The organism is Pseudomonas glycinae (assembly GCF_001594225.2).
GTDB lineage: Bacteria > Pseudomonadota > Gammaproteobacteria > Pseudomonadales > Pseudomonadaceae > Aquipseudomonas > Aquipseudomonas glycinae.
Map to the genome: position 1 here is coordinate 3,909,868 of NZ_CP014205.2, position 24,499 is coordinate 3,934,366.

The 24,499-nt window shown below is 60.7% G+C and carries 15 protein-coding genes; 7 read left to right on the forward strand and 8 right to left on the reverse strand.

The window, feature by feature from the left end:
* Nucleotides 1-55: 55 nt before the first annotated feature.
* From purH to tspR, 4 genes are all read left to right on the forward strand, one after another.
* Entirely contained in the window at nt 56-1,663 is a 1,608-nt protein-coding gene (gene purH / locus AWU82_RS17855) for a bifunctional phosphoribosylaminoimidazolecarboxamide formyltransferase/IMP cyclohydrolase (RefSeq protein WP_039772035.1), read from the forward strand.
* A gap of 189 nt (nt 1,664-1,852) precedes the next feature.
* Nucleotides 1,853-3,145 (forward strand): phosphoribosylamine--glycine ligase, encoded by a 1,293-nt coding sequence (gene purD / locus AWU82_RS17860; RefSeq protein WP_064379203.1) that lies wholly within the window; start codon nt 1,853-1,855, stop codon nt 3,143-3,145.
* Between the two features lie 102 nt (nt 3,146-3,247).
* Nucleotides 3,248-6,025 (forward strand): hybrid sensor histidine kinase/response regulator, encoded by a 2,778-nt coding sequence (locus tag AWU82_RS17865; RefSeq protein ID WP_064379201.1) that lies wholly within the window; start codon nt 3,248-3,250, stop codon nt 6,023-6,025.
* Nucleotides 6,026-6,087: 62 nt separating this feature from the next.
* On the forward strand, nt 6,088-6,684 hold the full coding sequence (gene tspR, locus AWU82_RS17870; protein ID WP_064379199.1) for a type III secretion system genes modulator TspR: 597 nt from the start codon (nt 6,088-6,090) through the stop codon (nt 6,682-6,684).
* A gap of 57 nt (nt 6,685-6,741) precedes the next feature.
* Here the strand turns inward: tspR and AWU82_RS17875 are convergent, their stop codons facing one another.
* The 8 genes from AWU82_RS17875 to AWU82_RS17910 form a co-directional block, all read right to left on the reverse strand.
* Nucleotides 6,742-13,920, reverse strand: coding sequence for a TcdA/TcdB pore-forming domain-containing protein (locus AWU82_RS17875; RefSeq protein WP_064379197.1), 7,179 nt, complete (start codon nt 13,918-13,920; stop codon nt 6,742-6,744).
* 313 nt (nt 13,921-14,233) lie between these two features.
* On the reverse strand, nt 14,234-15,937 hold the full coding sequence (cobJ, locus tag AWU82_RS17880) for a precorrin-3B C(17)-methyltransferase (RefSeq protein WP_064379195.1): 1,704 nt from the start codon (nt 15,935-15,937) through the stop codon (nt 14,234-14,236).
* Entirely contained in the window at nt 15,937-16,671 is a 735-nt protein-coding gene (locus AWU82_RS17885) for a precorrin-2 C(20)-methyltransferase (RefSeq protein WP_108559402.1), read from the reverse strand. Before AWU82_RS17885 ends, cobJ begins: the two co-directional genes overlap by 1 nt.
* The gene (locus tag AWU82_RS17890) at nt 16,668-17,294 is read right to left on the reverse strand and encodes a precorrin-8X methylmutase (protein ID WP_064379192.1); all 627 of its coding nucleotides are present in this window, start codon (nt 17,292-17,294) and stop codon (nt 16,668-16,670) included. Before AWU82_RS17890 ends, AWU82_RS17885 begins: the two co-directional genes overlap by 4 nt.
* Nucleotides 17,287-18,585 (reverse strand): precorrin-3B synthase, encoded by a 1,299-nt coding sequence (gene cobG / locus AWU82_RS17895; RefSeq protein WP_064379190.1) that lies wholly within the window; start codon nt 18,583-18,585, stop codon nt 17,287-17,289. The genes AWU82_RS17890 and cobG overlap by 8 nt, the downstream gene beginning before the upstream one ends.
* A gap of 159 nt (nt 18,586-18,744) precedes the next feature.
* Nucleotides 18,745-19,407, reverse strand: a complete 663-nt coding sequence (locus AWU82_RS17900) for a hypothetical protein (RefSeq protein WP_064379188.1) — start codon at nt 19,405-19,407, stop codon at nt 18,745-18,747.
* 53 nt (nt 19,408-19,460) lie between these two features.
* Entirely contained in the window at nt 19,461-20,297 is an 837-nt protein-coding gene (locus AWU82_RS17905; protein ID WP_064379186.1) for a hypothetical protein, read from the reverse strand.
* 120 nt (nt 20,298-20,417) lie between these two features.
* Nucleotides 20,418-21,089, reverse strand: coding sequence for a hypothetical protein (locus tag AWU82_RS17910; protein WP_064379185.1), 672 nt, complete (start codon nt 21,087-21,089; stop codon nt 20,418-20,420).
* Between the two features lie 221 nt (nt 21,090-21,310).
* On the opposite strand from AWU82_RS17910, the gene AWU82_RS17915 reads away from it, so the two are divergent.
* The 3 genes from AWU82_RS17915 to AWU82_RS17925 are packed head-to-tail and all read left to right on the forward strand — an operon-like array spanning nt 21,311 to nt 24,328.
* Nucleotides 21,311-22,522: a bifunctional cobalt-precorrin-7 (C(5))-methyltransferase/cobalt-precorrin-6B (C(15))-methyltransferase gene (locus AWU82_RS17915; protein WP_064379183.1), complete on the forward strand. Its 1,212-nt coding sequence runs from the start codon at nt 21,311-21,313 to the stop codon at nt 22,520-22,522.
* On the forward strand, nt 22,515-23,612 hold the full coding sequence (locus AWU82_RS17920) for a cobalt-precorrin-5B (C(1))-methyltransferase (RefSeq protein ID WP_064379181.1): 1,098 nt from the start codon (nt 22,515-22,517) through the stop codon (nt 23,610-23,612). Before AWU82_RS17915 ends, AWU82_RS17920 begins: the two co-directional genes overlap by 8 nt.
* Nucleotides 23,609-24,328: a cobalt-precorrin-6A reductase gene (locus tag AWU82_RS17925; RefSeq protein WP_064379179.1), complete on the forward strand. Its 720-nt coding sequence runs from the start codon at nt 23,609-23,611 to the stop codon at nt 24,326-24,328. The genes AWU82_RS17920 and AWU82_RS17925 overlap by 4 nt, the downstream gene beginning before the upstream one ends.
* Nucleotides 24,329-24,499 lie beyond the last annotated feature (171 nt).

Here is a 24,499-nt window from a genome sequence, read left to right on the forward strand (position 1 = left end):
GCGTAAAACCGGTCGCCTTTTTTGCTGACTTCCCTTGCTTTTGATGGAAATTGAGATGACCGACCAGACTACCCGCCTGCCGATCCGCCGCGCCTTGATCAGTGTTTCCGACAAGACCGGGATCCTCGAATTCGCCAGGGAGCTGGAAGCCCTGGGCGTGGAAATCCTTTCCACCGGCGGGACCTTCAAACTGCTGCAGGACAACGGCGTGGCCGCAGTGGAAGTCGCGGATTACACCGGTTTCGCAGAGATGATGGACGGTCGGGTGAAAACCCTGCACCCGAAAATCCACGGCGGGATCCTCGGTCGTCGCGGTATCGACGACGCGATCATGAACGAGCATGGCATCAAGCCGATCGACCTGGTAGCCGTCAACCTGTATCCGTTTGAAGCCACCATCAGCAAGCCAGGCTGCGACCTGCCGACCGCCATCGAGAACATCGACATCGGCGGCCCGACCATGGTCCGTTCGGCGGCGAAAAACCACAAAGACGTGGCCATCGTGGTGAATGCCAGCGATTACGCCAACGTCCTGGAAAACCTCAAGGCCGGTGGCCTGACCTACGCTCAGCGTTTCGACCTGATGCTCAAGGCGTTCGAACACACCGCCGCCTACGACGGCATGATCGCCAACTACATGGGCACCGTGAACCAGGCTGCCGAAACCCTGAGCACCGAAGGTCGCAGCGAATTCCCGCGCACCTTCAACAGCCAGTTCATCAAGGCCCAGGAAATGCGCTACGGCGAGAACCCGCACCAGAGCGCGGCGTTCTACGTTGAAGCCAAGCCTGCCGAAGTCGGCATCGCTACCGCGACCCAGCTGCAAGGCAAGGAACTGTCGTACAACAACGTGGCCGACACCGACGCCGCGCTGGAATGCGTGAAGAGCTTCGTCAAACCGGCCTGCGTGATCGTCAAGCACGCCAACCCGTGCGGCGTGGCCGTCAGCCCGGACGCCGAAGGCGGCATCCGTCAGGCCTACGAACTGGCCTACGCCACTGACACTGAATCGGCGTTCGGCGGCATCATCGCCTTCAACCGTGAACTGGATGCCGAGACCGCCAAGGCGATCGTCGAGCGTCAGTTCGTTGAAGTGATCATCGCACCAAGCGTCAGCGAAGAAGCCCGCGCCATTGTCGCCGCCAAGGCCAACGTGCGCCTGCTGGCCTGCGGCGAGTGGTCGGCCGATCGCGTTCCGGCCTGGGACTACAAGCGCGTCAACGGCGGTCTGCTGGTACAGAGCCGCGACATCGGCATGATCGGTGCCGACGACCTGAAAGTGGTGACCAAGCGCGCCCCGACCGAACAGGAAGTCCATGACCTGATCTTCGCCTGGAAAGTGGCCAAGTTCGTCAAATCCAACGCCATCGTCTACGCCAAGAACCGTCAGACCATCGGTGTCGGCGCCGGCCAGATGAGCCGCGTGAACTCGGCGCGTATCGCCGCGATCAAGGCTGAGCACGCCGGTCTGCAAGTGGCTGGTTCGGTGATGGCTTCGGACGCGTTCTTCCCGTTCCGCGACGGTCTGGACAATGCGGCCAAGGTCGGTATCACTGCGGTGATCCAGCCAGGTGGTTCGATGCGTGATGCCGAGGTGATTGCTGCTGCCGACGAGGCTGGCATCGCGATGGTATTCACCGGCATGCGCCACTTCCGTCACTAATCAGACAACGGCCGCACTGAAGCCGGCATCTGCTGCGTTGGAGCCGACCTCGATGATGCTCATTGCCAAAAGGCAACTCCGCTCACCGAGGTCGACTCCGCCTTGCATCTACCGACTTCATTGCGACCTCCTGGAGCGTGAAGCGCTTCAGGTTCTAAAACAGAATTAGCGTCATCCGAGGTTTTTGAAATGAATGTTTTGATCATTGGCAGCGGTGGCCGCGAACACGCCCTGGCCTGGAAAGTGGCTCAGGATCCGCGTGTGCAGAAAGTTTTCGTCGCACCGGGCAACGCCGGCACCGCGATTGAAGCCAAGTGCGAAAACGTCGCCATCGACGTGCTGGCCCTCGAGCAGCTCGCTGACTTCGCCGAGAAAAACGTTTCCCTGACCATCGTCGGTCCGGAAGTGCCATTGGTGGCCGGCGTCGTTGACCTGTTCCGCTCCCGTGGCCTGGACTGCTTCGGTCCGACCGCCGGCGCCGCGCAGTTGGAAGGCTCGAAAGCCTTCACCAAGGATTTCCTGGCACGCCACAAGATCCCGACCGCCGACTACCAGAACTTCACAGAGATCGAGCCGGCCCTGGCTTACCTGCGTGAAAAAGGCGCACCGATCGTGATCAAGGCCGACGGCCTGGCCGCCGGTAAAGGCGTGATCGTCGCCATGACCCTGGCCGAAGCCGAAGACGCCGTGCGCGACATGCTCGCCGGCAATGCCTTTGGCGACGCCGGTTCGCGCGTCGTCATCGAAGAATTCCTCGACGGCGAAGAAGCCAGCTTCATCGTCATGGTCGACGGCAAGAACGTCCTGCCGATGGCCACCAGCCAGGACCACAAACGCGTCGGCGACGGCGACAGCGGCCCCAACACCGGCGGCATGGGTGCTTACTCCCCGGCTCCGGTAGTCACCGCCGACGTGCACCAGCGCGTGATGGACCAGGTGATCTGGCCGACCGTGCGCGGCATGGCCGACGAAGGCAACGTCTACACCGGTTTCCTTTACGCCGGTCTGATGATCGACAAGGCCGGCAATCCGAAGGTCATCGAGTTCAACTGCCGTTTCGGCGACCCGGAAACCCAACCGGTGATGCTGCGTCTGCAATCGAGCCTGGTGCTGCTGGTCGAAGCCGCACTGGCCCAGGCGCTGGACAAGGTTGAAGCACAGTGGGATCCACGTCCAAGCGTCGGCATCGTGCTGGCCGCCGGTGGCTACCCGGGTGACTACGCCAAGGGCGCGCCGATCAACGGTCTGGACGCCGCCGCCGCACTGGAAGGCAAAGTCTTCCACGCCGGCACCGCGCTCAAGGACGGCAACGTTGTGACGGCCGGTGGTCGGGTGCTGTGCGCCACCGCCATGGGCGCCAGCGTCGGCGCCGCCCAGGAGCAGGCCTACAAACTGGCCAAGGCCATCGACTGGGAAGGCTGCTTCTACCGCACCGACATTGGCTACCGCGCCATTGCCCGTGAACGCGGTGAATCTCAGTAATAAGCTACGCCGTGTTTCCGGCAGGGGCCCATCGCCCTTGCCGGACTGTTCCGACGCTGCGCATCGTTATATTCTGGCATCAACCTACGAAGGGATTTCGCCGTGCGCTGGCTCAGGATTGCCATAGGCTTCACCGTCACGCTGCTGACCTTGCTCTGCATGCTCCCGGCCCAGGCCGCGCAAGGCAGTGGCTGGTCGGTATTGCTTGACGATCAGGGCAACCTCCAACTGAGCGACATCCGCTCTGCCCGCTACACCAATCAATTCAGCCCTATCGAGCTTGACCGCCTCACCGCGGCCGAACCCGATGGCGCCCTGTGGCTGCGCTTCAGGCTGGCGCCCGGCAAGCACGAGCAAGTGCTGCGGATCTTCGCCCCTGACCTGTCGCACCTCAATCTGTATGTACTCGACGGTGATCGACTGATCGAACAACGCGACACCGGCACCGCTCAGCCCCAGGCGGAGCGACCGCTGCCCAGCAGCGATTTCATGCTGCCGTTGCCCCAGAGTGACAAGCCCCTCGATGTCTACCTGCGACTGGTCTCAGACCACCAGCTGCGCCCGTACATCACCCTGCAAGCGGCGGTGATGGCCGCGGCCAATCACAACCAGACGCTGATCTACGGCCTGCTGTTCGGCTGTCTGGCGATGCTGATCCTGCACAACCTGATCCGCTACGCCTACACCCGCTCACGCAGCAGCCTGTGGCTCGCGGTGTGTGAAGGCCTGTTGAGCCTGAGCCTGTTGCTGCTGCTCAACCTCGCAGGTCCGTGGCTGCCGAACTGGCACGCGATCCAGACCCCCGGCGCCTATCTGGCCCTGCTGCTGACCGCCCCGGCCGGCCTGATGTTCGCCTACCGCTTCTTCGCGCCGCTCGGCCCGCATCCATTGAACAAGCTGCTGATCGGCGACATCCTGTTCATCGTGATCTGCAGCTTGCTGCTGTTGTTCGTCAACACCCTGCCGCTGAACATCATCACCTACGCGCTGGTGGCCCTCGCCGGCCTGAGCATGCTGCTGGTGGGTTTCTACCACTGGCAGAAAGGCTACCGCCCTGCCCGGCTGTTCGTTGCCGCAATGGTGGTGTTCAACATCGGCACGCTGATCATCCTCCCGGCCTTGCTGGGGCTGACTTTGGTGGCGCCGCAAGGTCTGATCATGACCCTGATGGGTTTCATCTGCATCAGCGGCCTGCTGATGAGCATCGCCCTCGGCGAGCGTCAGCGCAGCATCACCGAAAGCCGTTTCAGCATCAGCCGCGACCTTGCCGCGAGCAACGCCGAGATCAACGCCAAGGCCGAGTTCTTGGCCAAGATCAGCCACGAGATCCGCACGCCGATGAACGGCGTACTGGGCATGACCGAACTGCTGCTCGGCACGCCGCTGTCGGTAAAACAGCGCGACTACGTGCAAACCATCCACAGCGCCGGCAATGAACTGCTGACCCTGATCAACGAGATCCTCGACATCTCCCGCCTCGAGTCCGGGCAGATCGAACTCGACGACGTGCAGTTCGACCTCAATGCGCTGATCGACGATTGCCTGAGCATCTACCGCGCCAAGGCCGAACAGCAGAACGTCGAGCTGATCAGCTTTATCCAGCCGCAAGTGCCACGGGTCATCAGCGGAGACCCGACGCGTCTGCGCCAGACACTGCTGAGCCTGCTGGAAAACGCCCTGAAGAAAACCGAAGAAGGCGAAGTGCTGGTAGTCGTCGCCCTCGACGAACGCAGCGCCGGCCCACGCCTGCGCATTGCCGTGCAGGACAGCGGCCAGCCGATGGACCAGGAAGAGCGTGATGCGCTGATGCACGCCGAGTTGCACAGCAAGCACTTCCTGTCGGCCAACCGTCTGGGTGGCAACCTCGGGCTGGTGATCGCCCGCCAACTGATCCGCTTGATGCAGGGCGAGTTCGGCATCAAGAGCGGCGCCAGCCAGGGCAGCACGCTGTGGCTGACCCTGCCGCTGGATCCCGATCGCCTGGAGCATCCGACCTCGGATCTCGACAGCCCGCTGCAAGGCGCGCGGGTGCTGGTGGTCGACGACAACGACACCTGCCGCAAGGTGCTGGTGCAGCAATGCAGCGCCTGGGGCCTGAACGTCAGCGCCGTGCCGTCGGGCAAGGAAGCGCTGGCCCTGCTGCGCACCAAGGCGCATTTGCGCGACTATTTCGATGTGGTCCTGCTGGACCAGAACATGCCCGGCATGACCGGCATGCAACTGGCGGCCAAGATCAAGGAAGACCCGAGCCTGAACCACGACATCCTGCTGATCATGCTCACCGGCATCAGCAATGCGCCGAGCAAGATCATCGCGCGCAACTCGGGGATCAAGCGCATCCTGGCCAAACCGGTGGCCGGCTACACCCTCAAGACCACGCTCGCCGACGAACTGAACCAGCGCAACCGTGGCCAGGTGGTGTTCCAGCCGCAGCCAGCCAACCCTGCCACCCCCGTCAAAGTGCCCAGCGACTTCCGCATTCTGGTGGCCGAAGACAATACGATTTCCACCAAGGTGATCCGGGGCATGCTCGGCAAGCTCAACCTGCAGCCAGACACCGCCAGCAACGGCGAAGAAGCCTTGCAGGCGATGAAAGCCCAGCGCTACGACCTGGTCCTGATGGACTGCGAAATGCCGATCCTCGACGGGTTCTCCGCCACCCAGCAACTGCGGGCCTGGGAAGTCGGCAACCAGCGCATCCGCACACCGATCGTGGCACTGACCGCGCACATTCTCGCCGAACACAAGGAACGCGCGCGTCAGGCCGGGATGGATGGGCACATGGCCAAACCGGTGGAGCTGTCGCAACTGCGCGAGCTGATCGAGCACTGGGTGGCCCAGCGTGATCAGCAGAACCGAGCGACGACGCAACCGTCGTGAGCCGACAGACACGATAGCGCCTGTTAGACTCCCCCGACTTTCCCCGCCAGCGAGCCCGCGCCATGCTCCACGTGTTATTCAGTGTTTACCTGAAGATGCTGGTGCTCTACAGCCCGTTCTTCGTGTTGTCCTGCTTCATCAGCCTGACCCGTGGTTATTCACGCAAGGAACAACGCCGCCTGGCCTGGAAGGTGGCGATCGCCACCCTGGTCTCGAGCGTTTTGCTCTATCTGTTCGGGCGAGTGATTTTCGATGTGTTCGGCATCACGGTGGATGCCTTCCGTATCGGCGCCGGCAGTGTGCTGTTCATTTCGGCACTGGGCATGGCACAGGGCAAATCGGCGGTGCAGGCTGACAACGTCCAGCAGGACGTGACCATCGTGCCACTGACCATTCCCCTGACCGTCGGCCCCGGAACGATCGGTGCGCTATTGGTGATGGGCGTCAGCCAACCGCACTGGGACGATAAACTCACAGCCATCATGAGCATCGCTCTGGCCAGTTTTACCGTGGGTGTCGTGCTTTATCTGTCGAACCGCATCGAACGGATCCTGGGCGATCAAGGCTTGCAGATTGTCAGCCGCCTGATGGGACTGTTCGTCTGTGCGTTGGCCGCGCAGATCATTTTCACCGGGGTGAAAGGTTATCTGGTGCCGTGATCCGCACGGCAAGGCCGCCGACGCAGAGATCGGCGGCCTCTTTTGGCCGCAATCGAATCAGTCAGTGAACGATTCGCTCGTTGCGATCAACGCCTTCATGTCCACGTGGCCTTTGTCGACCTGATCAGTCATGACCTTGTGCAGCAGCTGTTCAAGGCTGAACCGGTGGTCACCCGTTGCGGTCCTGACAACGATCTCCATCGCAATGACCGGCCCGCCTTCCGAGGCATATACATCGCGCACTATCAGACTGTGAGCGTTGTCTGGATCGATCAACATGAGTTGCCCGTCCCTTATTGTCAGCAACAGCCGTTCGTTCGCCGACATCTCCAGAAACAGCCTGGGCGCCCCGGAACGCTGAATGTCCGGGGACGGCTGGCATTCAAGCACGATGCAGTCCATGCGCTGCCAGTCTTCGTCGGTCAGGCGACAGACCTGCTGCGGCGCGCCGAACGTCAGCAACAGCTTTTCAACGCCAAGGGGCACAACCACCTGTGAACCTGGAAAGTCACTGCGGGACGCAATGGACATGACCTCCTCCTGCCTCTGTGCCAGACAGTCCTGCATCCAGATCGAGACTGACGGGGTCGGCTCAGGGCGTGGCGTGAAGACAATGTTATCCACGGGGTCGTACACCAGCGGCAGCGATTCACTTTCAAGGCCCAAAAACACCGGCCATTGCCCGTCGGACGGTTTGATGACGTCGAACAGTTGATCGGACTCGGGGACATAGTATCGATAGAATCCATCCCTCTCTCCAACCGGCATGAAAGCAGCATGTGGACAGGTCGAGACCAGCGCTCGCAGGCGATCGCGAAGCCGGGCATCGGTGGGGCGATCGAGTTCGGACCAGCGAGTCTCGACACCGAGAACTTTGGCCGGCTGGCCATCAATCAATTGCAGGTTCACACCGTCCCGCGTCTGCACCAGCAACCCTTGCCCCCGGGCCTCGACCTCTGAAACCTGCCACTGATCCCATACCGGCTGTGCCTTCGGCAAATGCTCCGGATTCGACAGGCGCGAGCCTTCGGCAAAGGCGGCCCCCAGCGCTTCGAAGTCGACGAGGCTCTGGCGATAGAGTCGGCCTGCCGTACGGTCGAACAACCAGGCCGCCTTCGCATCAGGTGTCGTCGCAAGCAAAGTCATTTCCCCGCCGTCGCCGACGTCTGCCAGTAGCATTTGCCCGGCGATGCACCACGCTGCCAGAAATGCAGGACGGTCCCGGCGCGTCAGACCGATCACGGCAAAGGGTGCGGCCTTATGCTTTTGAGCCAGTTCAGACATTGCGTCCGGCCAGTCGGGATTCAATTCGAACCAGCGCTGACCCACGCCGATGAACCGCAGCGCGCCGTCCCTGTCGACCTCGAACAGACGCCCGTCCTTTTTGGTAGCAACGTAACGACCTGCGGTAGAAGTCAGCTCGACGACATTGTCTTCGATAATGTCGTCAACCGTCTCTGCATCATCTATCCGGCCGAGCGCCACTCTAATCAGCGCTCCAGCTTCCTTGTCATAAATAATCGCGTCCTGATTGTCGACCCGGTCCCACATCAACATCGTCCGCTGCACGACATCGAAATAATTGAGAATGAATTGGTTGTCATGCAGCCGAAGCCATCCGGAGTAAGCAAACTCACCGTGGTCAAAACAGCGTAACTCGATAAACGGCGCGGCTTTCCAGATGCTCAGCGACGTGGACATTTCGGCAGCGTCATCGGCATACGGCCGGGGTTGCGTTAACTGACTCAGAGGTTGCTTCCAGTAATCGAGCGTGCGTTGAAGCAAATCTTCGGAATGTCCCCGGGCGTTGAAGTGTGTGAATGTCAACGCCGCTCCATCAATCAGGTACTCCAACGAATAGTCGGCCTCACCCGAGCCGGAGACATCCTGAACGACACGCAGCCCTCCGCTGACCGTGCTTTCGAAACCGGTGATTCTTGAACCTTGCGCAGGATTCATCAGGCGATAGCGATGATTGACCGTTCCAGAGAGGGTATCGACACGCCACAGGGTCGGATGATCCGGGTGATAGAACCACGCGTGCTCTGCAATGACGGCTCCCAGAACGATGCCTGTATTCACCGCGTCCGGCAGATCGCGCGGATACAGAATGCGATCCAGTCCGGCGTCGTAGTAGCCGGTGGTCGAAACGGGTTTGTCGGAGGCAGTCATAGGCACCTGAAAACCAGACACCGGCGTGTGCGACGAGGTCAGCCGATTCGCGCGGCGCAGGCTCCTGAGTCTTGCCAGAACGGTATCGGAAATCCGGTCCACGTCCGGCAGCCCGGCGGTGATACCGACACCGGACTCACTTGTTTGCGAGATCCTGTTGCTGCTCAGATCGATGCGAACCAGCAACAACGCATTGTTTTTGCTGCGATCCACCTGAAACAGTTCGCCGCCCTTGAGCCGTATAAAACCTTCAAAGCCATCGATCCGGATGCCATCGACGATAAGTGCCGCGTCCTCGAACCGAACCTGCTCCTCACTCGCCCAAGGCGCGGCAATCACCCACTCGGCCGAGGCACGAGGCAAAAACGCCTCAGGGGAGGGGCCGTCAACGAGAGGCGGCGGATTGAGGACAACCGACACCACGCCCGGACTGAGCGTCAGCAGCACTTGTCCAGAATGGGCGGTGATTTCATAGGAAATCAGGTTTTTCCATTCGGCCGGCAATTGAGGTACGACCAGTTGTCGACAGTGTTCATCCAGGCGCACGCGGATAGCGGTCGGCGTGTTGAACGGATGCAATTTGTAGAGGACATGGGGGAACGGGGCCGTGGAAAAGAACTGCAACCGTTGCTCGCCCCGCTCATCGAACTCCAGTCGTTCCTTCCATCCGTCGATGATATTGGGATAGGACGTGCGCAGCCCGCTGCCGTCTTGCGCGACCGGCAGCGAATAATCCCCGTAATCCCAGAACCGCTGATAGGTTTTCAAGCGTTCGGAGATATCCTCGTCCGGGGAGAAACCCGACGAACCCAATTGGTATTCGTATCCGTAGTAACAGCCTGGCGTGCAGGGCAAGACGACTGCATTGACCTGTTTCTGCCGGTCGATTCTCAACGTCGATGGCAGACGCAGCGCTTCGCGAATATTGATCGCCCGGTGCCTTTCCTGCTCTCTTGCATCGAAGGAGGGAAGCCCCACAGTCTGAAAGATCGTCGCGAAGAACTTCTGGCTATCGAATGCCACGCTGCCCCGCCGCAGATCCAGCTCTGTGATGACGGCTTCGGGTTCGAAACGCAGGACACCCTCCTCGATCCTGTGTCCTGCCTCCGTATAGGCTTCATTGATCAGAAACAAGTGACGTCCGACCGCTCTGGCCTTGTCACTGATTTGTCCCAGGTTGCTGGCAATGGCCGCTGCACCGATACCGATGCCCAGCAACGGAATCGACAGCACTGCCGCCACCGATCCCACCGTACCGCCGACCGCCAGCGCCGCTATATCCAGACCCAGCGCCGCTCCATTGAATGCAAGCTGGGTGGCCAGTCGCGAGCGTTGCTCATCAGTGGTGGCCACGGTCAGGCCATGGATATCGAAACCGATGTTGACCGCCGAAAATCCCAGGCCCACTCCCGACGCGGCACGCCCCAGCAACCGCGAGGAAAGCGACGCATGACCTGCTGCGAGCGCCTGTTCACTGGCCGCCACTTGTCGCACCAGACTGACCATCTGCAGTGCGTCTGTCACGACACCAAAACTCAGTTGCGCATAACTCACATAAGCCTGGACCTGCAGAGCGGTCGTCAGCGCGGGAATCTGCCCCCCCTGACGTTGATACTCTCGACTGCGCATCTCATTGATGATGGCCTGGATAGCGAAGGCAAAACTCAAACGGCTGCCGCCGTCGGTCTCCACCGGGCCTCGCGCCGGACCCGCCAGCGTGTTTGCCAGACGCCTGATGTGTCTTGCGAGTTTGATGAACCGTGAATCGACGGTACTGACCTCGACCGAGACCTGGGGGTGACGGGCGTCAACCATCGTCAGCGTGTAGTGCGACTTCGACGTTTCCCTCACCGTCTCGAGCAATGGCAGGTATTGCTCCCCAAGCTGGCTGTCACTGCGCAAGCGCCGGGTCGCCTCTTCGAACTCGCCTGCCTGGTGGCGTGCGTCAAGTTGCGCCAGGCCCTCTCCCATCCGCACGTTTTCCGAAAGCGAGCGCATGCGTGCCGATGCCTGTTCATCCCATACGGAAACCGTTCGGCCGGCGGTAACCCGTTCGCTCTTCAGAAGGTCGTTCACGAGCAGTTTCGAAGGCAATACCTTGTCGGCAATCGCCTTCGTATCCAGCTCGATCACCGTGAACACGGAGTCCGTCGAACCGGCCAGACCGTAGAGCGCTGCCAAATCACCGTCACTGGCGAGGTGACCCTGTATGGCTCGCTGGAGTTGATCCACCCGAGAGAATCCGTAAATCGCATAATTCGGGTCGAAAAAGCGATAGGACGGTTTTCCGTCAACCTGAACCCTGGCCACCAGCAATGCATGCTTACCCGTATCGAGCAGGTAGACGGCGGATCCGGCTTTCGCCTCCAGATTGCGGACGATCACGTCAAGCCCAAGTGCTCCGTTCGAATGTCCGATCTCGGTCGTTGCAACAGCCGACAAGTCATCCAGTGCGGCAAACATGGTCCGGGACTCGGCATCAGCGGGATCGAGACTGGCATTGGCAATCCGGCCGATCAGCGCACGCTCGGCCTCGTCTCCGAGCCCCAGCGCAGCGGCCATCAGCAATGCCAAGGGATAGCAGCGGCGGCCGGGATCGCCGGTGCCCAGCCGCAACAGATCCTGAGGAACCTGCCGTGCCGAAGAGGCCCCGGCCTTGAAGAACTGCTCGCGGATCTGCACAGCGTTCTTGAGGATTTTCGTCTGATAGTCACGGCGCGCGGCGCCGTTGATTTGCGCGATGCGCTGTCCCCACTGGTACAAGGTCAGCGGTTCGGCCAGTGCGCGGACCTTCAACTCACCTGCGCTCTCTGCACCAGATGTGGCCCCTTGGGCAAAACCGGCCTGAAAAGCCGGAGCGCTGCGTTCGTAAAGGATCTTCTCGATAGCGTTGTAGCGTTTGAAAAAGCCTTCATCGACGGTATCCCGCGCCACAGCCCGGACTTTTTGCCACGCCTCGGAAAAGCCTTCCACATCCACACGCGATGCCGAGAACAAACCGCCGATAACAGCTCTCTGCAACGGGCTCAACTGATCGAGTTCAAGCGAACCCCGGGCAAGCCTTGTCAGAAAATCATTGAAATTGTCGGCAGCCTGCTCCCCATGCGAAGGCGGAATGAGGCTGTCAGGTTGCGCGAGAATTTGCTGTCGAACATCCTGACCCAGATCGATTCGCCTGCCGACATTGATTTCGCCACTCAGTTTGTCGCGCATTGCCTTGATGAAGGGGTCGCCCAGATCATTCATCAGTTTCTGCAAGACATCGGTCAAGAACACCGGTTTGCCTTCGATGACCGGCCAGCCCTGCTTGAATGTCATATGGTGCTCATTGAGCAACTCCGTCAGGTTGGCGCCGTAACGTGACAGGAGTTTTCCATCTTTCCACTTGTTGTGTTCTTTCGTCAGCCACTGTTCGGGATCATCATTGACGGTCCAGCCAGAGATCATTTCCTCTTCGGTGTAGACGTTGTAGCTGTCCAGTAACTTGAGATGTTTACGCACATCATCGACATGATCGGGCAATAATTTGTCTTCTATATACTTTGTCACTCCTGTCGCCGCGCTGCCTGGCCCGGTCAGCGTGACAGTTCCTCGTGCGCCGATGCGAATGCCGTCTTGATAATACGTAGCAATGGCTTCAATCAGATTGGCCGATGAAAAGTGATTCTTTGAACCGGGAAATCTTCCCTCCGCCTGTTTTTCATTGACGACGTTCTGAATGACGCTGATAACACGGCTTTCATCCGACGCCGCGATACCCATTGCGTCCAGACGACGCTCGACCTCATACAGGCAGTCATAATTCAGACGGATCGCCTGCATGTAGGCCATGGTCATCCCGCTGCGCGGCTGGGCCAGAAAATGCGCGTTCATTTCCCCATTGCTCGCAAGACCTTTCGCGGTGCCCAGGCGAATGGCATCCTGCGGAACCGGGCTGTCCTGCGGGGCAATGAATATTCCGGACACGCCGGGCTTCTCACGGGCAAACGCTAAAAGTTTTTCTTTATCTTGCGCAGGAATTTTGTCGGTTCTGTCCTTGTAGCGAGACCGATCCCTGCCCGGCATCAACGAAGCATCCTCATTGAGCAGAAGCTGCAGCACGCCCACCTTCGCCTCTTCGCTGAACTGGCTGATGTCCACGCCGCCCAGCTTGTCGACAAACGGAGGCAGATAGTCCATGTCACTGTAGCGGCCGCCCTCCAGAAACCCGGCCTGCAACCTGACGACATCACTGGCTGCCGCGAAATTTCCGCGCAGGCCGATTTCCCGCTGATAGACATCCTGCAGGAAATGTCCGGCAAACTCGCGGCCAGCGTCACGCACTCGCAGATCATCACCGGCCATCGCCAGATGCGTATCCAGGCATTTCTGACGGAATGCCTCCAGCACCTTGCGGTCCTTGCCATATGCGCTGACCATTAACTGGATGCGGGCGTCATCCCTGCGTCCGGCCCACTGCGGCTGGCTGATGTAATCCGCCATCTGGAGCTTCAAGACGCGCGCGCGGTCTTCAATCATTTGTGCCATCTGCGAAGGTTTGCTGACCTGATCTGCGCCGGACTCCATCGCATGCGCCCTGGCACTGTCGAGAATGACGCGGTTCATCTCGAAAGCCAGCAACGCATCGCTGTCGTACCAGAGATTGAATTGGTAATTCTCCGGGCCCAGCACGGCGCGCCAGATATTCATGTAGTCGCGCTGGATGTGACCGACTTCACTGCCGCCCACCCAGACGAAGTGCATGATCTTCGGAACGGTCCGAGCGACACCTGAAAATACTGAAACCGTTGCGCCAAGTCGCGAAGCGTAGTTCTGAATACGCGCGTGCGCCCGCTCGATGACCGGTGATACCGGCCCCTTCATTCGCCCGGTCAACGATTCAAAGGTTTCGAGGAATAGTTTGACTGGCAACTGCTGTTCCACAGGCTGATTCGTTGCGGTGGCCAACTGATAATAGTGTTCGAGCGCCGCGTATTCGGCGCTCGCCGAATACGCGGCAAATGCATTCTTTATATGATTGAATTCGGTCTTCGAAGGCAAACCAATTAAACTTTCAACATCCATGATGACAGATTCCATTCGATCAAAAACATTCAAACAGGCACAAACACACCTCCCTGCTCATATTGATCAGGAGGGCACTCGATAATTAATAAACTTCCTTGAAGCCGGGCCAGACTAGGATAAAAAAACAACCACCACAAACATAAAAACCTTCAAACTGTTTCCATCACAACATTCAAAACAATATAAATCCCGACACTTTAAAAACAGTCAGTATTTCGAAACAGATTCTCAACTTAAAAAACAAGGCCGCGAATATCAAGTTCGCGGCCTTGTTTGCGTACGGCAGGTATGCGAGCGCAAGCGCCGGACGTCAGCCCATTGGCTTTTCACCGTACCAACGTGGGGTGTACACCCACTCGCCACCTTCGGCGCGAGCAAAGGTGCAGGTCGTGGACGAACCGATCAGCACCATCGTGCGCATGTCCACCTGCTCCGGCGTCACTGCGCCGAGCGTCGTCACCCGCAACGTCTGCCCCGGCCGACCGATATCGCGGCCCAGCACCACTGGCGTTTGCGGTGTGCGGTGTTGCGCGACGATTTCCAGCGCTCGCCCCAGTTGCCACGGACGGGCGCGGGAGATCGGGTTGTAGAACGCCAGCGCCAGATCCGCTTCGGCGGCCAGATCCAGCCGTTTCTCAATGATCGACCACGGCTTGAGGTTGTCCGACAGCGACATCACGCAAAAGTCGTGACCCAACGGTGCACCGGCCTGAGCGGCGGTGGCGAGCGAGGCGGACACGCCCGGCAGAATTTCCAGATCGACGCTGTGCCACGCCGGGTCCGTCGACTCGTGCAACGCTTCGAGCACTGCCGCCGCCATGGCGAACACGCCCGGATCACCGGACGAAACCACAATCACCGAACGGCCCTGAGCGGCCAGCCTGAAAGCGTGACGGGCACGCTGCATCTCTTCTCGGTTGTCGGTGCAATGCTGCACCTGATCGGCGCGAAACGGGCCGGCCATGCGCACGTAGGTTTCGTAACCCAGCACGTCGGTGGCCCGGGCCAGTTCGGCTTTTACCGCCGGCACCATCAGCTCGGCTGCACCTGGCCCGAGACCGATGACGGCCAGACGTCCGCGTGGACGGCCAACCTGCGAAACATCCAGCGGTTGTTCGGCCACGGCGATGGCGAGGTCATGGGATGTGGTGATGATCCGGGCATCAGGGACTGCATTGCGAGACAGTTCAGCGATGTCACTCGCCGGCGCGACAAAGCGCAGCGGCACTCCCAGCTCAAGCGCGGCTTCTCGCAATGCCGGGCTGGCCATCTGAATGTCCGCCGCCACCAGACAGGCCAGCGATTGAATTGCCACACCAGACTGCTGCAGCGCTTTGCGAATCGCATCCGGCAGATCGGCCACATCGGCACCGACCGCCACCGCCACACTGCGTGGATAAATCAGCAACTCACTGGCGCTCGCTTCTCGGGCTGCGCTGCTGACATGAATCGAGCGCTGCGCCAGTGGATCTTCCGGCAGTTGCGCCTGCTCAAGCCACGGCGCAGCGCCGTCGATGCGCACGCTGTGGCCGGCGAGCAGGTCGGAGACAAAACGCTTGCCCTGCTCGAGATCGCCGAGGGCATAACCGCCGGGCGGGTTGAGCAGGCAGGTGCCGAAGCGCAACTCGCCGCTGGTGGTGATCGCCGCTGCCACTTCAAGCGCAGCCGCGATCTCGCGGGCCATGACATTCACCCCGCCGAGGCCACCGAGCAGCGGCACCACGGCACTGCCGTCCTCAGCCACGGCGAGCACCGGTGGCTCGTTGCCTTTCTCCAGTAGCAGCGGCGCCAGGGTGCGGATGATGATGCCGGCCGCGCACAGGGCAATGATCGGCGTGTCCTGTTGATACAGCGCGCGCAGGGTCGCGCCGAATTCGCTGTAAGTCAGGTCCGCGCCTTCGACGCGTCCATTGAGCCCGTGAATCTTTGCGCCCGGATAGACCTGCTGAAGGCGACGGGCCGTAGCGAGCGCGCCCTGGCCGAGAATGACGATGCCCGGTGTGGAATGGTTCATCAGCCTTGCCACCGTTCGCCAGGAACAATGATCAGCGAGAAGTATGGCGACGACATCGGCTCGACCTCATCCAGCGGCACGATCTTCTGATTGGCCATGGTCGCGCGCTCGACATACAGCGCACGCTCGGCGAGGCCCAGTTCCGCCAACACCTCGCGCACCTTCGGGAAGTTGCGCCCCAGCTTCATGATCACCGCCGCGTCGGCATCGGCCAGACGACGCTTGAGCTCGTCATGAGGCAGCACGCCGGACAACACCGACAGGCTCTGATTGCGATACACCAGCGGCGCGCCCAGCACCGAAGCGCCGCCGAGCATCGAGCAGACGCCCGGCACCACTTCGGCTTCATAGCGGCCGGCGAGACGATCGTGCAGGTACATGTAAGAGCCGTAGAAGAACGGATCACCTTCGCAGATCACCGCCACGTCGCGACCGGCATCCAGATGCGCGGCCACTTCCTCTGCCGCTTCATCGTAGAAGTCGCTGATCACTTGCTCGTAGGACAGCGGCGCCGGCAGCACTTCGGTGGTCACCGGGTACACCAGCGGCAGCAGGTTCTGCGCGTCCTGCAGATGCGCTTCGATGATGCCGAACGCGTTGCCCTTCTTGCCCTTGGCCACGAAGTACGCCACCACCGGCGATTCGCGCAGCAGGCGCAGGGCCTTGACGGTAATCAGTTCCGGATCACCGGGGCCCACGCCCAGGCCAATCAAACGTCCTTGAGCCTGCATCATTCGATCTCCGTGGCGAGGGCATTGACCGCAGCGGCGGCCATGGCGCTGCCGCCGAGGCGGCCCTCCATGATCACGAACGGCACGCCACGGCTGTTGGCAGCCAGCTCGGCCTTGGACTCGGCAGCGCCGACGAAGCCCACCGGGAAGCCGAGGATCAACGCCGGTTTCGGGGCGCCGGCATCGAGCATTTCCAGCAGATAGAACAGCGCGGTCGGCGCGTTGCCGATCACCACCACGCTGCCTTCCAGATGCGGACGCCACAGCTCCAGAGCGGCTGCCGAGCGGGTGTTGCCCAGCTCGCGCGCCAGCCCCGGCACGCTGTCATCGCGCAAGGTGCAGATCACTTCGTTGTTGGCCGGCAGGCGCGCACGGGTCACGCCCTCTGAAACCATCCGCGCATCGCACAGGATCGGCGCACCGGCGGCCAGCGCATCGCGCCCGGCCTTGCCCGCGCCTTCGGAAAACTGAAGCCCGTCGATCGCCTCGACCATGCCGCAGGCGTGGATCACCCGCACCGCGAGTTTTTCCAGGTCGGCCGGAATGCGCGCGAGGTTGGCCTCGCTGCGAATGATCGCGAAGGAGTTGCGATAGATCTCCTGACCGTCGCGGATGTAATCAAGCATCAAGGGGGCTCCGTGAGCGGGCGGCGAGCAGGGTCGCGACCGCTTCGATAGTAAGGTTGTGAGCGTGCAGTGCGCCGAAACCCGGCAGCGCTGCATCGCGAAAATAGAGATCGTAGTGACCGGGGCCGACCGCCAGCAGCGTCACCCCAGCCCGATGCGCGGCGGCGCAAGAGCGAGGGCAGCCGGACAGGTGCACATCCACGGCGTGGGGCAACAGCGCAGCCAGCAGGCGGGCATCGTGTTTGGTGTCGGCCAGGCCTTTGCCGCAACCGTTGGCACCGGTGCAGGCGATCAGGCGCGCCAAAGGATCTTCGACACGGGTCAGCAGGTTCAGCGTATCCAATTCGTCGAGCACTTGAACCGCATCGGTTTCCCGCACATTGGGCAGCAACAGACTCTGCCAAGGGGTGAAACGCAGGCTGCCGTCGCCGAAGGTTCTGGCCAATTGCGCAACACCACGCAGCGTATCCGGGTCGAGGCGACCGAGCGCCGGTGCGGCACCGACATAGACCTGACCGGGCAACTGCTGAGCGTGGATGCCGAGGTGCAAACCCACTGATCCGGCTTCGCGCTGCCAATCTCTGGCAGCCTGGAGGTTGATCCGCTGACCGAGCACTTCCAGAAACTTCGGCGCCGGGCATTCTTCCAGCAGATGGCGCATCCGGGCCTGATCCGGCCGGGCCAGCTCGAGGAACAACTCCAACACCGCCACCACCAGCGCATGGCCGTCGGCAAGCGCTACGGCAGCCAGCGGTCGATCCGTCGGGCACCCCGCCAGGCCGAACGCCAACAGCGTGTCGTCGCACTCCTGGTACGCCGACAACCACAGATCATGGGGATGTTCGAGCATCGCCAGCGCTTCTCCGCCATCCAGCTGCACGGCGAACTTGGCACTCAGCTCATGGAAACGCGGATGGCTTTGCAGGGTCTCGAGGATCTGCCCGGACAATGGCCGAGTATCGAAGCGCATCTGCCGGTCAATACCGGCAGCCGGGCTGAGCATCAGGTTGCGCACATCATCGCCGGCTGCGGTTCGCGGCCCGAGACCGGCGGCCAGCAGGCTGTCGATCAGCGCGGCGGATTGCTCGCCGATCCCGCGTATCTGCAGATTGCCCCGGTTGGTCGCCTCGATCGCCCCGCCGGCAAAGCGCTCGGCAGCGTTGGCCAGCGCATCGGCCTGACCGGCCGTGATCGAACCACCGTCAAGCTTGATCCGGCAGATCCCGCCATCCAGCGCCTGGACGATACGCAGCAACCCCGGACAGGCCGAGGGGCGTATGGCGTTGGACATCGGGCGTTCGTTCAAGGGCTGACCGGCTGACAGGCAGTGCTGTGATGGGCGAAAGGTCGCCATTATGCCTGCTTTGCCTGACTGCATGAAAAGTCTGCCCGTCGGACAGCCGATCATGTTGCATCTTCTACCGCCACCGCTGGAGCTTGTCACCAACTCTCAGGCTAACGCGATGATCTGCTCCTGGCGCCGCTCCCCCAATAACTCAATCACTTTGGCCCGGGAAAAGACGTAATCTTCGGGATCGATCAGTGCGCTGTAACCATCGATGGATACGTTACCCCGCACGTTTGCGGTATTGAATCGATGGCACCAGAGATTGCCTTCAATGACTTCATCAACTTCGAACGCGATGAAGACTGTCGACACCCCCAGCCCCCGAGTCAGAAGACTGAGTCCGAACCGCACCCACCGGCCCTCATGCAACGCGTTCTCGAACAGAACGCCCGTTGCCGGCGTCGGCGATGCCTCGCTCAACAGCGAATCCAGGCTGAGATCCACGACTTCATCGGTCGCGGCGGGAACCCACTGATAAAGGATCCGCCGGGTCAACTCGGCGAGAGTAAAACTGCGCGGCATCGGCACAGGCAGGCTGGCTTGCGGGTTATCCAGCAACATTGCACCGGTGACTCTCAGTGCGATCCTGTTGGCCTGATTCCATGCATCGACCTGGGCAAAGTCAGGACATTTGCGAGAAGCGACCAGTTGAGCATAAAGCAGTGCATCCAGACCATCGCACCGGTCCGACGCCAACAACTCATCCGCGACCAACACCACCGTACCGGCGCATACGAAGGCCTTGAAACCAACACCTGCATTCATCGAAAACTCCTTTTAAGAAAGCCAGAGGACCGGGCCTCTGGCTTCAATGAACATCAGGCCTGGCCAAACTCGTAGCTGAGCGCTTTTTCACGCTGCTCGGTCAATGCCCTGACAATCAATGGCTCGACCAGCAAGTAGTCCTCTTCGTCCATGGTCATGGTGGCGGAGCCGTTGTAGATGCTGACGCTGGATGTCGCCCACTCGACAAACAGCACCTTGGTCGGTTGCGCCGCGGCAAAATACTGAACCGCAGCGATGGCCATCGTGATGGTGCCGTCTTTGTTTTCCAGGGCACTCGACATACAGAAGTTGCCGCCCTCGGCTTTTTTAACGTTGCGTTCAAAAAGTCCCAGCGCTTCAGGGACATCTTTCAGCGCTTCAATCGTGGAGTCCGCCACATCCTTGAGCACCTTCAAGGCCGCCGCCCCCTGCCCCACCGCCGAAGACACCGCAGTATGGAGGATGTTGAGTGCAACATTGTCCATGGTCAGTTTCTGGGAAGTTGCATTGTAGCGATTGTAAGGCTGGTTGAAGGCAAACCAGCCCCCTACTTTCATGAGCTTCATGAATTCATCGTAGCGTTTCTCCTTCTGGCTGGCGGAAGGGTATTTGGTCAAGGCAACCAGATCAGCGTACATATAGGTATTTTTCACAATGCGTTTGCTGCGTCTGGACATACTTTCATCGAAACCGGCGATGCCTGTGCCCATGATGGCGGCGTTAAGTTCATCCTTGTCGATTGGCAAACTGGCATTCAGCGACAACTTCGCAGAGCGAGGAACGGGCTGTGCGGCGATCAGCTGGTTACACTCTTCGATCAAAGCAATACGTTGAGCTGCGGACAAGGTCTCACCAACCACTTCGTCATTCTTAGCAATTACTTCATTCATTATGCACATTCCTTTAAATTAAAAACGCCTCCGTGGCGCACACTCAAACTAACTTCCACTCCACCAACACGCAACTTTCACTGCATTCAATTTATTTCAACACAGACAAAAAAACCGAACTCACTGACTCAGTGCAAACTCATTACGCCGCATATCGCGGACCAGTTCAGTCAACTCTGCTCGCCGGGCACTCATGTTTTTCGGCGTATTCATGAACCGCCGCGCATAGACTTCCAGTTGCGACCTGGAATATTCGACATCCCAGAACAAATACCTCTTCGTCCACTGGGCGTCGAGCAACCCGACATGACTGATCACTATTTCAAGATGTTTATAGTAATTGTAATAGGCCGGTGAAAATACAAAGTCATTCCATTCCCGGACACTGTCCGCAAACAAATCAAAACCCGCCGGATTGTGTTCCAGCAACTGGAAGGTTTTTTTCATCTGCTGTCGCCTTCCACTACTCAGCAGCCGTTCCATCGATTTTGACCAGGCATCCAGAAAGTCGCCCTCAAACTCCCGACCGGCAACCCGCACCGGTTCACCCAGCTCCCAGCCAAGCTGCTGAAGCGATGCGGAGTAATATTCGAACCAGAAGCCCGGAGCCTGTCTTCTGTTCACGCGCTGGTCGGCCTGATACTCGGCCCAGCGCATGCTGTCTTTGATAAAACGTTCATCTTCACGGCTCACTCCGGAAAAAAAAGTGAGCAAGCTATTTCCCGCGACAACCGAGCTGCTTTCTTCGGCAATGTCAGCGACTTGTGGCAAAACATTATCAAGCATTTCCATGCGTCATTAATTCCCTTATAAAAATCACTATCCAGAACAACAAGTCATCTCTAACAAACCCATACCAACTACAAACAAAACTTATCAACAAAAAACCAACCTGAGAAAAAACAACATAAACATTAGATGTCTTCCAGGCTGTTCAAAATGCGCAGCAGTCATTTCGCGGGAGTCGCGTTATCATGTCGCCCACTGACGATGGACAAGTAATGAGGAATGGCATGACCCCTTGGCTGACGGTTGTAGGCATTGCCGAAGACGGCTTCAAAGGTCTTGGCAAAAATGCCCGGCGCGCCTTGATGAGCGCCTCGCGGATCATCGGCGGTCAGCGTCAGCTGGATCTGTTGCCGGTGTGCATCCGTGGCGAGCGCCAGTTGTGGCCGAGCCCGTTTTCCCTGGCCCCGGTACTCGAGCGTCGCGGCGAAGCGGTGTGTGTGCTGGCCAGCGGTGATCCGATGTTCTACGGCGTTGGCGCGAGCCTGGCGCGGCAGGTGCCGGAGGCCGAGATGCTGGTTCTGCCGGCGCCGTCTTCGTGCTCGCTGGCAGCAGCCAGACTGGGCTGGCCGTTGCAGGACGTCAGCGTGCTGTCGCTGGTGGCTCGCCCGCTGGCGGCCCTCAACGTGCAACTGTTTGGCGGCGTGCGCCTGTTGTTGCTGAGCAATGACGGTCAGAGCCCGGCCGCCGTTGCGGCATTGCTGCGCGAGCGCGGATTCGGCGCCAGTCGCCTGAGCGTCCTGGAGCATCTGGGCGGCAGCGCCGAACGCCGGATCGACGGCACCGCCAACGACTGGAACGATCCGCGCATTGCCGACCTCAACGTGATCGCCATCGAATGCCTCGCAGATCCAGACACTCCGCGCCTGTCGCGCCTCGCCGGGCTGCCAGACTCGGCCTTCCAGCACGACGGCCAACTGACCAAGCGCGACGTGCGCGCCATCACCCTCGCCCGCCTCGCCCCGACACCGGGCGAACTGCTGTGGGACGTCGGCGCCGGCAGCGGCTCGATCGGCATCGAGTGGATGCGCGCGCACCCGAGCTGTCGCGCACTGGCCATCGAGGCTGACGATGGTCGCCAGCAGCTGATCGAACACAACCGCGATGCGCTGGGTGTTCCCGGCCTGCAATTGATTCGCGGCAGTGCGCCGCAGGCGCTCATCGGGCTGGAACGTCCGGACGCGATTTTCATCGGCGGCGGCGTGACCCGCGAAGGCGTGCTCGACACTTGCTGGGAACAACTAAAGCCCGGTGGCCGACTGGTCGCCAACGCCGTGACCCTGCAAAGCGAAATGACCTTGATGAGCTGGCGCGAACAGCACGGCGGCGAGCTGACCCGCATCCACATCGCCCAGGCACAGCCGCTGGGCGAGTTCGATACCTGGCGCCAGGCGCTGCCGATCACCCTGCTCGATCTGGTCAAACCCCTCGATGCGTGACGAAACTGCCGAACAACCCGCGCCCCTGCGCAGCGGCCTGACCACCGGCAGCTGCGCCACAGCGACCAGCCTCGCCGCGGCTCGCCTGCTGCTCGGCGGAGTGGTGGCGGACGCCGTGCAGATCGTGTTGCCCAAGGGCAAGCAGGTGCAGATGCGACTGGAGTTCTGCCGACTGACCGAAGACGGCGCGGAAGCCGGGACGATCAAAGATGCGGGCGATGATCCGGACGTGACTCACGGCGCCCTGCTCTACTCCCGTGTGCAACTGATCGACGAGCCGGGAATCCGCTTCATCGCCGGCAAAGGCGTCGGCACAGTGACTCGACCGGGACTGGTGCTGGCCGTCGGCGAACCGGCGATCAACCCGGTTCCGCGCAAGATGATCAGCGATCACCTGACGCTGCTCGCCGAAGAAACCGGCTATCGCGGCGGTTTCGAAGTGACGGTCAATGTCGAGGGCGGCGAAGCTTTGGCATTGAAAACCATGAATCCGCGCCTGGGGATTCTCGGCGGGCTGTCGATCCTCGGCACCAGCGGCATCGTCCGGCCGTTTTCCTGCGCGGCGTACATCGCTTCGATCCACCAAGGCATCGACGTGGCGAAAACCAACGGCTTCCTGCACATCGCCGCCTGCACCGGCAATGCCAGCGAAGACACCATGCGCCGGGTCTACAACCTGCCGGAAATTGCCCTGATCGAAATGGGCGACTTCGTCGGCGCGGTGCTCAAGCACCTGCGCAAAGTACCTGTGGATAAACTCAGCCTGTGCGGCGGCTTCGGCAAGATCAGCAAACTCGCAGCCGGGCACATGGACCTGCACTCGCGTCATTCGAGCATCGACCTGCCGCAACTGGCCGAATGGGCGGCGGCGATTGGCGCCGACGATGCGTTGCAGCAAGCCATTCGCGGGGCGAACACCAGTCAGCAGGCGTTGGCGATGGCCAGTGCGGCGGGTGTTGCCCTCGGTGATGAAGTTTGCCGCCATGCCCTGGAGTTTGCCCGCAGCGTGGTGCCGGCTCAGGTGCAGGTCGAAGTGTTTGCGATTGATCGTCAGGGCGGCATCGTCGGCCATGCGGGAGCTTTTGTATGAAGCGAATATTGTTGCTCGGCGGCGTGACTGAAGCGCTGGCCATCGCGCGCACTCTGGGGCCGGAACACATTTACAGCCTGGCCGGCGTCGGCCGGGTGCCGACCGATCTGACGTGTCAGGTGCGCGTCGGCGGCTACGGTGGCGCCGAAGGTCTGGCGCAGTTCATTCTCGACGAAGGCATCACACTTCTGCTCGACGCGACCCATCCCTACGCCGCACAGATCAGCCACAACGCCGCCACTGCTGCGCAACTCACCGGCATCCCCTGCTGGGCCCTGCGCCGCCCGGCGTGGCAACCGCAACGGGGCGATGACTGGCGCGAAGTCGCCGACTGGGCCGAACTGATCACCGCCCTCGAACCCTTCCGCCGCCCACTGTTCACCCTTGGCCGCGAACCGCTGCAACACCTCGATGAAATCCCCGCGCACCAGTTCTGGACCCTGCGCGCCCTCGACGTCTACCCCGGCAACGAACGCTGCGAAGTCATCGGCGCCCGTGGACCGTTTCTGCTGGAGGACGAGCGAGCGCTGTTCGAACGCCGGCAGATCGACGTGCTGATCAGCAAGAACAGCGGCAGCACCGCAACCGAGCCGAAGCTGGACGTGGCGCGGGAGCTTGGGGTGCCGGTAATGGTGTTGAAGCGGCCGGTGTTGGCGGGGGTTGATCGGGAGTTTTCGACGGTTGATGACGTCATCTCGGCTCTTGAAAAACCTTGATCGGGACGGAGCTTTTCCTCTCGCGATAGCTTCAGTTGTTGATGCAAGTCCCATGCAATGCAAATTCGAGCCGCTACACTCTCTTGAAAGATCGCTGCGACACCAAACCGCACGACGCTTTTTTACTTATCGGCCCTGATCAGGCTAAATAGCCGCGCCTGATCGCCCACC